At 59.1% G+C, this 14961-nt stretch carries 11 protein-coding genes; 3 read left to right on the forward strand and 8 right to left on the reverse strand.

Annotation, left to right across the window (positions count from 1 at the left end):
* Nucleotides 1–7 precede the first annotated feature (7 nt).
* The 3 genes from ACRZ95_RS02555 to ACRZ95_RS02565 all read right to left on the reverse strand — a co-directional run bounded on the left by ACRZ95_RS02555 (nucleotide 8) and on the right by ACRZ95_RS02565 (nucleotide 5039).
* Nucleotides 8–2497, reverse strand: a complete 2490-nt coding sequence (locus ACRZ95_RS02555) for a PBP1A family penicillin-binding protein (protein WP_170676327.1) — start codon at nucleotides 2495–2497, stop codon at nucleotides 8–10.
* Between the two features lie 94 nt (nucleotides 2498–2591).
* Nucleotides 2592–3812, reverse strand: a complete 1221-nt coding sequence (locus ACRZ95_RS02560; RefSeq protein ID WP_170373984.1) for an N-acetylmuramoyl-L-alanine amidase — start codon at nucleotides 3810–3812, stop codon at nucleotides 2592–2594.
* A 66-nt stretch (nucleotides 3813–3878) separates the two neighbouring features.
* Nucleotides 3879–5039 carry an aminotransferase class I/II-fold pyridoxal phosphate-dependent enzyme gene (locus ACRZ95_RS02565; protein ID WP_170676329.1) on the reverse strand — a complete coding sequence of 387 codons (1161 nt, stop codon included), beginning with the start codon at nucleotides 5037–5039 and terminating at the stop codon, nucleotides 3879–3881.
* Between ACRZ95_RS02565 and ACRZ95_RS02570 the strand changes: the two genes are divergently transcribed.
* Both ACRZ95_RS02570 and ACRZ95_RS02575 read left to right on the forward strand, forming a co-directional pair.
* Complete coding sequence (locus ACRZ95_RS02570; RefSeq protein ID WP_170676331.1) at nucleotides 5038–6420, forward strand: M48 family metalloprotease; 1383 nt, start codon at nucleotides 5038–5040, stop codon at nucleotides 6418–6420. The genes ACRZ95_RS02565 and ACRZ95_RS02570 overlap by 2 nt on opposite strands.
* Nucleotides 6417–7175: a DsbA family protein gene (locus ACRZ95_RS02575; RefSeq protein WP_480554464.1), complete on the forward strand. Its 759-nt coding sequence runs from the start codon at nucleotides 6417–6419 to the stop codon at nucleotides 7173–7175. Before ACRZ95_RS02570 ends, ACRZ95_RS02575 begins: the two co-directional genes overlap by 4 nt.
* Before the next feature lie 36 nt (nucleotides 7176–7211).
* Here ACRZ95_RS02575 and ACRZ95_RS02580 read toward each other — a convergent pair whose 3' ends face one another.
* From ACRZ95_RS02580 to hemA, 4 genes are all read right to left on the reverse strand, one after another.
* Nucleotides 7212–7781: a hypothetical protein gene (locus tag ACRZ95_RS02580; RefSeq protein ID WP_170676335.1), complete on the reverse strand. Its 570-nt coding sequence runs from the start codon at nucleotides 7779–7781 to the stop codon at nucleotides 7212–7214.
* A gap of 89 nt (nucleotides 7782–7870) precedes the next feature.
* Nucleotides 7871–8992 carry a flavodoxin-dependent (E)-4-hydroxy-3-methylbut-2-enyl-diphosphate synthase gene (gene ispG / locus ACRZ95_RS02585; protein ID WP_170676337.1) on the reverse strand — a complete coding sequence of 374 codons (1122 nt, stop codon included), beginning with the start codon at nucleotides 8990–8992 and terminating at the stop codon, nucleotides 7871–7873.
* A gap of 70 nt (nucleotides 8993–9062) precedes the next feature.
* On the reverse strand, nucleotides 9063–10259 hold the full coding sequence (locus tag ACRZ95_RS02590; protein WP_170676339.1) for a helix-turn-helix domain-containing protein: 1197 nt from the start codon (nucleotides 10257–10259) through the stop codon (nucleotides 9063–9065).
* Between the two features lie 129 nt (nucleotides 10260–10388).
* Entirely contained in the window at nucleotides 10389–11612 is a 1224-nt protein-coding gene (gene hemA, locus ACRZ95_RS02595; RefSeq protein WP_170660136.1) for a 5-aminolevulinate synthase, read from the reverse strand.
* 328 nt (nucleotides 11613–11940) lie between these two features.
* Here hemA and ACRZ95_RS02600 point away from each other — a divergent pair, with 328 nt between their 5' ends.
* A complete protein-coding gene (locus tag ACRZ95_RS02600; protein WP_170676340.1) occupies nucleotides 11941–13326 on the forward strand; it encodes a dipeptidase in 1386 nt (461 codons plus the stop codon).
* 136 nt (nucleotides 13327–13462) lie between these two features.
* On the opposite strand, the gene lpdA is transcribed toward ACRZ95_RS02600, so the two are convergent.
* Entirely contained in the window at nucleotides 13463–14857 is a 1395-nt protein-coding gene (gene lpdA, locus ACRZ95_RS02605) for a dihydrolipoyl dehydrogenase (protein ID WP_170676342.1), read from the reverse strand.
* Nucleotides 14858–14961: the final 104 nt, after the last annotated feature.

Here is a 14961-nt window from a genome sequence, read left to right on the forward strand (position 1 = left end):
GAAGCGATCAGTAAAGGCCGCCGGTACTCAAATCCCCTTGCGAGGCTTTGGGGCCAACAGTGACAGTGCTGCCCGTCGAGGTCTGCACCTGAACGCCCGCGCGTTGCGCCTCTTCGAACAGCGGAAGGTCCGATCCGATGGCAAAGCCGCCGTCATAAACGCGGTCGATAAACCCATCCACACCATCCCGGAAGAACTCGGCCACGACATATTCGCCGGATGCGTCATCAGGCAGGCGCGCGCCACTGAAACGGTCGATCTTGATGAAGTGACCACCCTCGGGCACTTCGAACGGACCACCGCCGTATTTCTCAACGGCTTTTTCCATGAAGCTCTGGAAGACCGGCCCGCACATGGTGCCACCATAAGCCCCCCGGCCCATCGGACGCGGACGGTCATAACCGATATAGCAACCGGCCACGATGTTCGAGGTGAAGCCGATGAACCACGCATCCTTGGATTCGTTGGTCGTTCCGGTCTTGCCCGCCGTCGGCACCGGCAGGTTGACATAGCGCGACGCTGTCCCGCGATCCACAACACCCTTCATCATCGAGGTCAGCTGATAGGCGGTAATCGCATCCATGACCTGCGAGCGGTTGGTCTCGATGGTCGGCGACTCGTTTTGCTCCAACCAGGTCGAGTTGCAATCGAGGCACTGGCGATCGTCATGGCGATAGATTGTCTTGCCAAAGCGGTCCTGAATCCGATCGACCAGAGTAGGTTCGACCCGCTCACCGCCATTTGCGAACATCGCGTAGGCCGCAACCATTTTATACAGTGTGGTTTCTTCGGACCCGAGCGAGTTGGCCAAGAACGCACCCATCCGTTCATAGACACCAAACCGTTCCGCATAACCCGCAACGACGGGCATCGTGACCTCTTGCGCCAGACGGATGGTCATCAGGTTCCGCGACTGTTCGATCCCGGTGCGCAGCGGTGTCGGGCCGTAGAACTTGTTCGACGAGTTCTTGGGGCGCCACAGGCCCTGCGGTGTATTCACCTCAATCGGCGCGTCCACAACGATCGTCGCCGGGCTATAGCCACTGTCGAGCGCGGCGGCGTAAACGAACGGCTTGAATGAAGACCCCGGCTGGCGCTGCGCCTGCGTGGCGCGGTTGAACACGGTATCTTGATACGAGAACCCGCCCTGCATCGCCAGAACACGGCCCGAGTTCACGTCCATCGCGACAAAGCCACCCTGCACTTCGGGCACCTGACGGGCGGACCATTGGCCCTCTTCCCCGGCCATGACAAGGATCACGTCGCCACGTTTGAAATTGTCGAAGAAGTTGCCCTGCATCCACTTGATGTCAGAGCGAGGAATGGTGCCATCGGCGGGGCCATCCTCGATTCCGACGGTCAATTGTTGCTCAGCCACATCCAGCACAACGGCCGGGTACCACTGGGTCGGCAGGACGACGTCACGGGGGATCTCCATCTGCGCCAGCGCATCGCGCCATTGGGCTTCATCCGCCAACTGTTCTTCGGCGATCACCTCGCCCGTGCCACGCCATCTACCGCGTGACAGGTCGTATTTCTGCAATGCCTCACGCAGCGCACGCGCGGCCTCGACCTGCATTTCTTCGTCGACCGAGGCTCGTACGGTGAAACCGCCGGTAAAGAACTCACCCTCGCCAAAGTCTTCGCTCAGCTGACGGCGGATTTCATCGGTGAAGTAATCGCGCGGCGGCAAGGCAGTGCGGAAGCTTTCGAAATCCCCGTTCTGAACCGAACGCAGAGGCATCTCGACCTCGGTCTCATAAGTCGCCTGATCAATGTAGCCGTTCTGGTTCATCTCGCGCAGAACATAGTTGCGGCGAGCCAGCAGGCGTTCCTTTTGACGGACCGGGTGATAGTCCGACGGCGCCTTGGGCATCGCGGCCAGCATCGCGGCCTCATGCGGGGCCAGTTCCTGCAGGGTTTTGTTAAAATAGGTCTGCGCCGCAGCGGTCACGCCATAGGAATTCTGACCCAGAAAGATCTCGTTCATATAAAGCTCGAGGATCTGTTCCTTGTCGAGCGTATCCTCAAGCCGGGTGGCGAGGATGATTTCCTTGATCTTGCGCTCAGCCCGGCGGTCGCCTGACAGAAGGAAGTTCTTCATCACCTGCTGCGTGATGGTCGAGGCACCGCGAACAGTTTCACCTTTGGTGCGTACAGCTTCGACACCAGCAGCGATGATGCCGCGTGGATCATAGCCCTGATGGGTGTAGAAATTCTTGTCTTCCGCAGAAATGAAGGCCTGTTTCACCAGGTCGGGGATTTCCTCGGACGGGGTGAACAGACGACGTTCCTGAGCGAACTCGTCGATCAACTGACCCTCACCGGAATAGATCCGGCTGATCGTGGGCGGCTTGTACTGAGCCAGCGACTCGTGGCTGGGCAGGTCGCGGCCATACATCCAAAAGACCGCGCCGATCACCAGCGCAACCATGAAGATACCCAAAGTCACGAGGCTGAAAACTGCCCCGAAAATCGATAGAATGAACCGGATCACGTCACTGCCTTTTTTTCGCGCTGCCGCCTATATAGGGATGCCAAGCCCGAGGGTCAAAACCACAAGCGCATTCTAGCCGTTTTGCGTCGTCAGGTCACTGTCCAATCAAGGACCGCCTGATCACATCTTGCTGCCGCCAGTCCTCGAGCCCCTGATAAATCCCCAGCGCCATTTTGGCGCGCCATTCGGGATCTTTGATGTTTTTCAAGTCTCTGGGGCTGGAAAGAAACCCAAGTTCGACCAGAACGGACGGTATGTCTGCCGCCTTCAGCACCGAAAACGATGCGGTGCGCAGCGGTTTACGATTCATCGGCCCGCCCTGTTGCGCCATGCCATTGGCAATCGCGCCAGCAAGTGATGTGGTGCGGGGTTTGGTCTCCTGCCGCGCCATATCCAGCAGCACATCGGTGACCTGATCATCTGCCCCGTTCAGATCGACCCCAGACAAAAGATCGCCCCGATCATGGCGCTCGGCCAGTTTGACGCTGGCCACGTCCGAGGCATCCTCGGACAAGGTATAGACCGCCGCGCCGTGGGCCTGCCCGTCGGAGAGGGAATCGGCATGCAGCGAGATAAACACATCTGCACCCGCCCTGTGTGCCAGAGCGATACGACGCTCTAGTGAGACGAACTGATCCTCTACCCGCGTCAGCACCACCTCGTAACCACCTGACCTTAATAGTAATTCACGTAGTTCACGCGCGAAGGTCAGCATCATGGTTTTCTCGTCAATGCCACCGAATTCGGCGCCCGGGTCGATACCGCCATGGCCGGGGTCCAGCATCACCCGCATGACCTGCGCCACATTGCGCGGGACCTCGGACGTGGTGACGGCGGGTTCTGGAAGATCCCAGCCGTGGTTCTGCGGCACGCCAGCGGACGCGTTGAACGTGTCAAAATCGGTACCGACCAATTGAAGGGTCAACAGCGCCGCGCCCGAGGCCTCATCCAAACGCAACTCGGCCGTGTCCACCGCCATCGGTGCGCCCAGTTCCAGCACCATACGGGACCAGCCGGGGACATAGGCCCCGAACTGCACGCCGCTTATCCGGTCGGTTTGCAGAAATTCTTCGGCGTTGAGGCCGGTCCAGTCGACCTCCTGAAAGTCGAGAACCATGCGGTAGGGATCGCGCAGCGTGAAAATGCGGTAAGGCACACCCTGACTGACACCAAGGTCGACCTGAACCGCCGTGCGACCGGAATCGATGATGCGGCTTTGGTCCGGCTGCACGCGCGCCAACGCAGTGAAGTCCTGCGCCAATGCGGCACCGGACAGCGCCCAGATCAGCGCGATGCAATAGAAAATCCTGCTCATGGCCTCAAGTTTTCCCGAGATCGTTTGAGCGTGACCCTAGCGCATCCGCCCCCTCTTGTGAACGCTTTACACCGGCTGCAACGCGCCGCGTTCGGCCATGAAGCTGCGCAGACGCTCTAACCCGTCCTGAATATCGGCAGTGGCCCTTGCGTAGGAGAATCGCAGGGTCGTATGTCCGCGCTCAGGATCGAAGTCCAAACCTGGCGTGACGGCGACACCGGCCTTTTCCAGAATCTCGGCTGCAAAGGCGCGGCTGTCATCTGTCAGGTCAGAGACATCGGCATAGACGTAGAATGCCCCGTCAGGTGGCGCGATATTCGTGAAACCGGCTTTTGGCAGCCCTACAAGCATCAGCTCGCGGTTGCGGCGGTAGACGTCGAGATTGGCCTGCAGCTCCTCGTCGCAATCCATCGCGGCCAAGGCGGCCACCTGGCTGGCATGGGGCGCGCAGATAAACATGTTCTGGGCAATCCGTTCAACCACGCGAACCTGATCCTCGGGCACGACCATCCAGCCGACCCGCCAACCGGTCATCGAGAAATATTTCGAGAACGAGTTGATCACATAGCACTCATCCGTCAGCTCCAACGCAGTAACGGCTTTGGCCTCATATTCCAGCCCGTGGTAGATCTCGTCGCTGATGAAAGAGGCACCCTGCCCCTGCGCGGCGTCGATCAACGCGCCCATCGAGGCATGATCCAACATAGTGCCGGTCGGGTTGGCGGGGGACGCGACCATCAGGCCCTGAAGATCAAGTCCGGCAAAATCCGAAGGCACCGGTTGCAGCCGATTCTCGGGCAAGGTCGGCAGGTCGACGGGCACCAGCCCAAGCGCCTTGAGGATCTGACGGTAGGACGGATAACCCGGCGCGCCGATCCCCACGCGATCCCCGCTGTCTAACAGCGCAGTGAAGGCCAGCAAAAACCCGCCGGAAGACCCAGGTGTCACCACCACCCGTTCGGGGTTCAGATCGACATTGTACCACTCGCCGTACATCTGCGCGATCCGCTGTCGCAAGGCGGGCAGCCCAAGCGCGACGGTATAGCCCAACGGGCCTTGTTCCATTGCCTTGGCGAGGGCTTCGGTCGCGCCTTTCGGGGCGCCGGTTCCGGGCTGGCCAACCTCCATATGAATGATGTGGCGTCCGGCCTCTTCGGCTTTGCGCGCGGCCTCCATCACGTCCATCACAATAAACGGATCGACCCCGGACCGGGTTGAGTTTCTCATGCCCATCTCCCATGTTGCAGCCATGGCTTTTGAACGCGTATCCCGGCTGGCGTCAATCCCGGCCCTGATACTTGCGGCTGTCCTCTGGCTGACGGCGGCAGCGCAGAGCCACGCCCAAAGCCTGATCCGCGATCCCGATATCGAGTTCGGCCTGCGTGAACTGGCCTTTCCGGTGCTGCGCGCAGCCGGGCTAAGCACCAATCAGGTGCGCATTCTGGTGGTCAACGACACCACCTTCAACGCCTTCGTGATCGACTACAACGCGATCTACCTGAACTACGGCCTGATCCTGTCGGTCGACAGCCCCGAAATGCTGCAAGCCGTCATCGCCCACGAGGCCGCCCATATCGCCAACGGTCATCTGGCCCGCCGTCACCAAAACCTGCAAGACGCGCAGCGCAAAGCGAGCCTAGGCACGGCGCTTGCTCTGATCGCAGCCGCCGCGGGCGGAGGGGAAGCCGCTGCCGGGATTGCAGCTGGCACGCAAGGCGCGGCCATTCGCGGCTTTCTGGGGCACACGCGGGCCGAGGAAGCCTCGGCCGATCGCAGCGCGGCCAGCTATCTGCGGTGGGCCGGAATCTCACCCAAGGGGATGGTCGCGATCCACCGCAAATTCGCAGGTCAGGAGTTGCTGAGCACGGCCAATCAAGACCCCTATATGCGCTCGCACCCCACCAGCCGGGACCGCTTGCGCGCGGCTGAGGCGTTTCTGGACGAGTTTGGCGATCAGACCCAACCCAATGAAACCGCCGACTATTGGTTTGCACGGGTGAAGGGCAAGCTCTCGGCCTTTCTGCGCTCTCCGAGTTGGACAATGCGCCGCGCGAAAGAGGAAACGGCTTACGACATCAGAATGATGCGCGAGGCGTCGGCCCATCACCAGAATCGCGATCTGGCCCGTGCGCGCGCAGCGATAGATGAAGCCTTGAAAATTCGACCCGAAGATCCCTTCTACTATGAACTGAAAGGGCAAATCCTTCTGGAAAACAGGCAATTATCCGAGGCTGTTGATGCATATGCCCAAGCGGTTGAAATGGCGCCGCACGACGCGCTGATCCTTGCCGGATACGGACGGGCGCTGCTGCTACAGGGCCAGACCGACACGGCGTTGGAAGCGCTTGAGAAAGCCCGCGCCCGCGACTACCGCAACGCGCGGCTGATGCGGGATTTGGGAGTGGCCTATTCCAAGGTGGGCAATAAAGGGATGGCCTCGACCGTCACCGCAGAACGATACGCCTTGCAGGGCCGACTGGCCGATGCAGGCATTCACGCAAAACGGGCCATCGGGCAACTTCCCGAAGGCTCACCGGGTTGGCAAAGGGCACAAGATGTGTTGATTGCCTCGAAACGCGCAGAGAAAGCGAAAAGGAAACGCAAATGATCCTGAAACATGCAGCCCCCGCCCTTTTGGGGCTTTCCCTGATATCGACTTCGGCGCAGGCGCTGGACCTGAACGCGCTCAGCGACGCCGAAAAGGCAGAGTTCGGAGCACAGGTGCGCGAGTATCTGATGGAAAACCCCGAAGTGATCATTGAGGCGATCACCATTCTGGAGGAGCGCAACGCAGCGACCCAGGAGCAGGCCGACCGCGATCTGGTCGCCTCGAACGCGGATGAGCTGTTCAATGACGGCTATAGCTGGGTGGGCGGCAATCCGGATGGCGACATCACCTTGGTCGAGTTCATGGACTACCGTTGCGGCTATTGCCGCCGCGCCGTGCCCGAGGTGGCCAGCCTGTTGGCCGAAGACGGCAATATCCGTCTTGTGATCAAAGAGTTCCCGATTCTTGGCGATGCCTCGGTTCTGTCCTCGCGTTTTGCCGTGGCGACCAAACATGTCGCCGGGGATGACGCCTATAAACAGGTCCACGACGCCCTTATGGAATTCAGCGGAGAACCCAGCGAAGTGACCCTGCGCCGTATCTCAGACGGGCTTGGGCTGGATAGCGACGCCATCATCGCCGCGATGGACAGCAACCAGGTCACCGAAGAGATCACCCGCACCCGAGAGTTGGCACAACGGATGCAGATCACCGGCACGCCCTCGTTCGTTTTGGGCACCGAAATGCTGCGCGGCTTCCTGCCTGCAGATCAGATGCAGCAGATCGCAGACGGCGTGCGAGCTGAACAAGGGTAACTTTCACGGGGCGGTCATACCGCCCTTTTCTCTATACTAATCGAAGGGATATGGCGCGTCGCATTTCATGGACACGACCCATGTCGGCGTGCCGTTCGACTTGAACTCAGTTGCCGGAACCGCTTCGCCCTTGATACCGGCGGGAATAACATCGCGTCCCTGCCTTTGGCTTTCCGTCAGGATTGCCTCCAAATCTTGCGGATTGGTGTATTTGCGGATTCCGGTATTTTCAGTGATTGGCCCAGACGGGCAATAGGTGCCCCGGGCAATCTGTTGCGCAAACGCAAACGCCGCTTTTGCATCGCGACCATCGCGCAACGACAATGCAACCCGAGACGTCAACTGCGGATCAACTGTCATGATCGGCGTGAGGCTGCCCTTTGGTTTGCCCCTCCCGCCCGGGCTGATACGCACATCGGTGCGCGTCGTGGTTCCGTTCTCATTGAACCCTGATACGTTGACGGACAAGTACCCAAGCAGCGTTCCCTGCGTTGGCGGAACCGGGACATGAAAGGCGCCCGGCCGCTTGTTATAGTCGCTTGAAGGGCTGCTACACGCAGTCAAAGCGGTGGAAAAAAGCCCCGCGCAAATCGCTTTGAGTTTCAATACTCACTGCTCCTGAAATTCATTCCTTTGCCGCTACTAGTAGCGGCAAATCGGGCCAGAACATGGCATGATGCTATGAATCTCAGAAACTACTCGGCGGCCTCAGCCGTTGCATCTAATTCGGCTGCCTTCTTCTCCACCTCTTCCACGATGTGATCGATCATCTGATCGTTCGACATCTTGTGGCTGGCCTTGCCCGCCAGATAGACCATGCCCGACCCTGCTCCGCCGCCGGTGAAGCCGACATCGGTCATCAGCGCCTCGCCCGGGCCGTTGACCACGCAACCGATGATCGACAGGGACATCGGCGTTTTGATGTGTTCCAGGCGGTGCTCCAGCGCCTCGACGGTTTTGATAACGTCGAATCCCTGTCGCGCGCAGGAGGGGCATGAGATGATGTTGACGCCGCGATGGCGCAGGCCCAGGGATTTCAGGATTTCAAAGCCAACCTTGACCTCTTCGACCGGGTCGGCGGACAGGCTGACGCGGATCGTATCTCCGATCCCCATCCACAGCAGGTTGCCTAGACCTATGGCGGATTTGATGGTGCCGCTGACCAACCCTCCGGCCTCGGTGATGCCTAGGTGGATGGGGGCATCGGTGGCCTCGGCAATGCCTTGATAGGCCGCCGCAGACAGGAACACATCGCTGGCTTTCACGCTGATCTTGAACTCATGGAAATCATTGTCCTGCAGTATGCGGATATGTTCCAACCCGCTTTCGACCATCGCCTCGGGACAGGGTTCGCCGTATTTTTCAAGCAGGTGCCGCTCTAGCGAGCCCGCATTCACCCCGATCCGAATCGAGCAGTTATGGTCCCTTGCAGCCTTGATGACCTCTTTCACGCGTTGTTCGTTGCCGATATTGCCCGGGTTGATCCGCAGGCAAGCGGCGCCGGCTTCGGCCGCTTCGATGCCACGGCGATAGTGAAAGTGAATGTCAGCCACGATGGGAACCGGGCTTTCGCGCACGATCTCTTTCAGCGCCTTGGCCGAGTCCTCGTCCGGAACGGAAACCCGAACAATATCGGCCCCGGCCTCAGCCGCCGCCTGAACCTGCGCGACCGTTGCCGCCACGTCGGTGGTCAGGGTGTTGGTCATGGTTTGCACAGCGATCGGAGCATCGCCGCCGACCGGCACGGTACCGACCATGATCTGACGGGATTTGCGGCGGTAAATATCGCGCCAGGGACGTACGTGGTTGAGCGACATGAAGAGAGGTCCGCATCTGCCTAGGTTGCCTCATAGATAGTTCGGCAACCGCAGTTGAGCAATGGCAAGACTATTCGGCAGGCTCGTCCGCTGCTTGCGTCTGAAGCTCGGCCACCAATTGCTTGAGGGCGCTGTTCTGTTCAGCCTCGAGATCGGCGACGGCATAGGTCTCTGCCACTGCGTCCTTGGACAGGACGACGCCTTTCGCCACAGTGCCCGGCGCACCAACCGGACCAAAATGTTCACCGTTCATCGAGAAGAACACCGAACCCGACGCCCCGGCCCGCAACAGCGGGGGTTCTTCGGTCAGCGGCACTTCGAAAACACTGCCCTGTTCTACCGTGCCCAGCGTGCCTTCGAAGATCACACTGCCATCGGCGGCCGTGACGCGCATCCACGCAGGGTTCACGGCGACAATTTTCAACGTCGTATCCAACTGCTCGACCACCTGCGGCAAGGCCGGTCGTTCAACCGTATGCAGTTCGGCCACCTGAACCTCAGGCAGTTCCGGCGGACGGAACGTGCCGACGGTCCGTGGGTCAAGCGTGGAAATCGGAGCATCCCGCGCGACCATCACCGGAACATCCAGCGCTTGCGGGCGATAGAGGCGATCCAGTGCTTCGGTTGAAGCAGTCTCGGCAGTTTCTGTGCTACTTGCCGCATCAAGGGGGTCGAGGTCCGACAGAACAACAGGTGCTTGCTCAACCGGGCTGACCTGCACCTGCTGGATCTTGTTCAGCACGGCCCAGCCGCCATAGCCAATACCGCCGATAACGGCCAGCAACACTAGGGATGAGCCAATCGCGCGCGGTTCAACCTGACTGACAAAAGATTCTTTGCCGGGGATATATGGCGTGTTCGGAGACACAAACGGATCTCGCCCCATCGGGCCACGGGCCGGAAGATCTCCGGTCGGTTTGCGCACGACCGAGGCCTCGGCGGACATGCCATGCGCGACCTCAAAGCCGCTTTCCTTGCAAAAGGCGGCAAAGGTCTCATCCGGGTTCATGCCCAGATACCGTGCGTAAGAACGCACATACCCGGCGATGAAGCCGGGTGTATCGAACGCATCAGGATCGGCGTTTTCGATGGCAGCGATGTAGTTGGCTTTGATCCGCAGCTCGCGCTGAACATCCAGAAGGGATTTGCCCATGGTGGCGCGTTCGCCGCGCATCTGATCACCAAGCCGTACTTCATAGTCGTCAAAACCCTTTGGTCTGACTTCTACACCTTCTTCGGAATCGCGCTGTGATCTGCGCCCAATCATTCCTGCCGCCCCATTTTGCCTGTCGCGTGTTTCACGCTAATGGCGAATCGTCCCCATAACGATTCGTCCACTTATTTTGTTAGCGTAAGCTTAACACGCGGCAAACACGTTGCACACTTTAGCGTGAGGTTAACCGGCAAGTTCGGCGCGATTTAGCGCACAATGTGACCAAAGTTCGTCCATCGCCTGAACCAGACGGTTCATCTCACCGGGTCCATGGACCGGAGATGGGGTGAAGCGCAGGCGTTCCGTACCGCGTGGAACGGTCGGGAAATTGATCGGTTGCACATAGATACCGTGATCATCCAACAACCGGTCGCTCAGGATTTTGGTATGAACTGGGTTTCCGACGATGACTGGAACGATGTGGCTGCCATGGTCGATCAGCGGCAGGCCCAAGCCTTTCAGGCGTAGCTTCAGGATTTTGGCCTGTGTCTGATGCTGCTCGCGCAGTTCCGGCGTCACTTTCAGATGCGCGACCGAGGCCGCCGCACCAGCCGCAACAGCGGGCGGCAGAGACGTGGTAAAGATGAACCCCGGCGCGTAAGAGCGCACGGCGTCACACATCTTTTCGCTAGCGGCGATATAGCCCCCCATTACGCCATAGGCTTTCGCCAGAGTGCCATTGATGATGTCGATGCGATGCGCCAGACGATCACGTTCCGTCACACCACCACCGCGCGGGCCGTACATGCCAACCGCGTGGACCTCGTCAATATAAGTAAGCGCACCGAATTCATCCGCCAGATCGCAAATCTCTTCGATTGGGCCGAAGTCACCATCCATGGAGTAGACCGACTCAAAGGCGATAAGCTTGGGGGCTTTAGGGTCGTCTGCTTCGAGCAGCTCACGCAGGTGCGCGACATCGTTGTGGCGGAAGATACGCTTGGCGCCGCCATTACGCCGCACGCCTTCGATCATCGAGGCATGGTTCAGCGCGTCCGAATAGATGATCAGACCGGGGAACAGTTTCGGCAAGGTCGAAAGCGTTGCGTCATTGGCGATGTAAGCGCTGGTGAACAGCAGGGCGGACTCTTTGCCGTGCAGATCGGCCAGCTCAGCCTCAAGGCGCTTGTGATATACAGTCGTGCCCGAAATGTTGCGTGTCCCGCCCGAGCCGGCGCCAGCCGCATCGACGGCTTCGTGCATTGCGTTCAGGACAACCGGGTGCTGGCCCATGCCAAGGTAGTCATTGCCGCACCACACGGTAATGTTCTGTTGCGTTCCATCGGGACGGGTCCGAACGGCATGCGGGAAGTGCCCGTTGCGGCGTTCGATATCGATAAAGGTCCGGTAACGTCCTTCGTCATGCAGCCTGGCAATCGCTGAATCGAGCTGAGCAGTATAGTCCAACGGACCCTCCTTGATCGCCTCGGGCAAACCCCTCACCCAAAGCCTGTATTCCGCCACCCGAAAGGGCATCGCCCCTAAAGCAGCTTTGTGTTCGCACGTTCGACCTTTCTAATGCCGCTCGTTAGAACCCAACTTTGATTTGCATCAAATATAAGCTTCATAGCCGCGCAGCAAGTAAACTTACGTCTAAAAGACGCGGGGAAACGACGCAGGTACAGAAGCTTTAATTCGGCCACTTACTACGGGGCGGTGCGGCACACTCTGCTCTGGACGGCAGCGCCAACACTGCTAGGGTTCGCGCAAATCATTCCCAAGCAGGAGCCCTGTTATGTCGCTAGACGCCGTGCTGAGCCGGATCGACTCTGATCTGCAAACCTCGATCGACCGCCTAATGGAGCTGTTGCGCATCCAATCGATCTCAACCGATCCCGCTTTCAAGGCCGAAGTCAACAAGGCTGCCGACTGGCTGGTCTCGGACTTGCAGAGCATTGGTATTGCAGCAGAAAAGCGCGAAACTCCCGGACACCCGATGGTCGTGGGTCATGTGGGTGAGGGTAACGAAGGCCCGCATGTGCTGTTCTATGGGCACTATGATGTACAACCCGTCGACCCGCTGAACCTGTGGAACCGCGATCCGTTCGACCCCGCGATTGAAGAAACCGAAAACGGACCAGTCATTCGCGGCCGTGGATCATCCGATGACAAGGGCCAGCTGATGACTTTTGTCGAGGCCTGCCGCGCTTGGAAATCTGTCCACGGCACCCTACCATGCCGCATCACTTTTTTCTTCGAAGGTGAAGAGGAATCAGGCTCGCCCTCGCTGGTGCCGTTCCTCGAAGCGAACAAAGACGAATTGCAGGCCGATCTGGCCCTGGTTTGCGACACCTCGATGGTGTCACGCGGAGTGCCTTCTATCGCGTCGCAATTGCGAGGCATGCTGAAGGATGAGTTCACCATCGTCGGCCCCCGCATCGACCTTCACTCCGGCCACTACGGCGGCCCCGGCCTGAACCCGCTGCGCGAATTGTCCAAAATCGTGGCTTCTTTCTATGACGATGAGAGCGGGCGCGTCGCTGTTGAAGGTTTCTACGAAGGCGTTCACGAGGTCCCGGCAGATCAGCTGCGCCAGTGGGAGAACTGCGGCTTCGACGAAGCTGAATATCTGAACTCGGTGGGCTACAGCCAACCGCATGGCGAAAAAGGCTATTCCACGCTGGAACAGCAATGGGCACGCCCCACACTTGAGGTCAACGGCCTTTGGGGCGGCTACAATGGTGCCGGATCTAAAACGGTGATTCCATCGGAAGCTCACTGCAAAATCACCTGCCGCCTTGTTGGCGACATGGACCCCGACGCCTTGCGCGACAAAATCCGCAAACACGTAGAAGAGCGCCTGTCCCCGGATGTCAAAGTTGTCTGGGACAATGACCTTGAAGGGTCACCAGCCTCGGTCATGAACCTGGATCGCCCTGAATTCGAAGCGGCCCGCGCGGCACTGTCTGACGAATGGGGCCGCGAGGCCGTGTTCACCGGAATGGGCGGCTCAATCCCGGTTGTTGGTTATTTCGACACCGTTCTGGGCCTGGATTCGATGCTGGTGGGTTACGCCAATGACGACGATGCCATCCACTCTCCGAACGAGAAATACGATGTCAAAAGCTTCCACAAGGGCATCCGCTCTTGGGCCCGCATTCTGGATGCTTTGAATTCATAGGAGTCTTTTGCGAGGCTCTGCCTCGCGCTCCGGGATATTTTCGGCCAGATGAAGGACGGATCCCATGCTTCATCTGGCTATAAATATCCTGGGGGAAACGCGGCTTGCCGCAGCGGGGGCAGCGCCCCCTAACCCCTTACATATGGATCACGCGATCATACGCATCCAGAACGCTTTCATGCATCATTTCTGACAGTGTCGGGTGCGGGAAGACGGTGTTCATAAGGTCTTCTTCTGTCGTCTCCAACTGGCGACCGACCACGTAGCCTTGGATCAACTCGGTTACTTCCGCGCCAATCATGTGTGCGCCCAGCAGTTCGCCGGTCTTGGCGTCGAAGATCGTCTTGATCATGCCATCAGGCTCTCCTAGCGCAATCGCCTTACCGTTCCCGATGAAGGGGAAGCGGCCGACCTTGATGTCGTAGCCCAGCTCTTTGGCTTTGGCTTCGGTATAGCCAACCGAGGCCACCTGTGGGTGACAGTAGGTGCAACCTGCAATGCTTTCGGGTTTGACCGGATGCGCGTGTCTGCCTGCGATTAGGTCGGCCACCATGACGCCTTCGTGGCTGGCTTTGTGAGCCAACCAAGGCGCGCCGGCGATATCGCCAATCGCATAGAGACCATCAACGCCGGTGCGGCAGAACTCATCCGTCACAACATGCGTACGGTCGATTTTCACGCCAAGTGCTTCCAGTCCCAGATTCTCGACATTGCCGACGATACCAACGGCCGAGATCACTGTGTCGAACTCGTGCTTCTCGACCTTGCCTTTGACCTCGATATGCGCGGTGACCTTACCCTTGCCGCGATCAAGCTGCTTGACCATCGCCTTTTCCATGATGGTCATGCCCTGCTTGGTGAAGGCTTTCTTCGCGAAGGCGCTGATTTCAGCGTCTTCGACGGGCAGCACGCGGTCCATCACCTCAACCACGGTCGTATCCGCGCCCAGCGTGTTGTAGAAGCTGGCAAATTCGATGCCGATGGCGCCCGAGCCGATGACGAGCAGTTTCTTCGGCATCCGCGGTGGCTGCAGTGCATGTTTATAGGTCCAGACCAGATCGCCATCTGCTTCCAGCCCTGGAAGCTCACGCGCACGTGCGCCGGTGGCAAGGACGATGTTCTTGGCGGTCAGCTCTTCGGTGCCCTTCTCGGTTTTCACCGAAACTTTGCCCTTTGCGGTAATCGTCGCCTCGCCCATCACGACACTGACTTTGTTCTTCTTCAGCAAATGGCCGATCCCACCCGACAATTGGCCAGCAACGCCACGTGAGCGTTTGACCACCGCGTCCAGATCATAGCCGAACTTGTCCGCCGTCAGACCAAAGTCCTTCGCGCGCTCCATCAGATGGAAAACCTCTGACGAGCGCAGCATTGCCTTGGTTGGAATGCAGCCCCAGTTCAGGCAGATGCCGCCCAGATGCTCTCGCTCGACCACGACGGTCTTGAGGCCCAGCTGCGCCGCGCGGATTGCGGCCACATAGCCGCCCGGACCAGCACCGATTACGATCAGATCAAAAGATTTTTCAGCCATGTGTCCCTCTCGGCCCAGGTCGGTTTGAAATTTAGTTTAGCATTAAACTATTTTTCACAGCGCATCAATATAGACATACCGCGACAAAAGCGACGTCGGTACGT

This window comes from Ruegeria sp. AI3, from assembly GCF_056541245.1.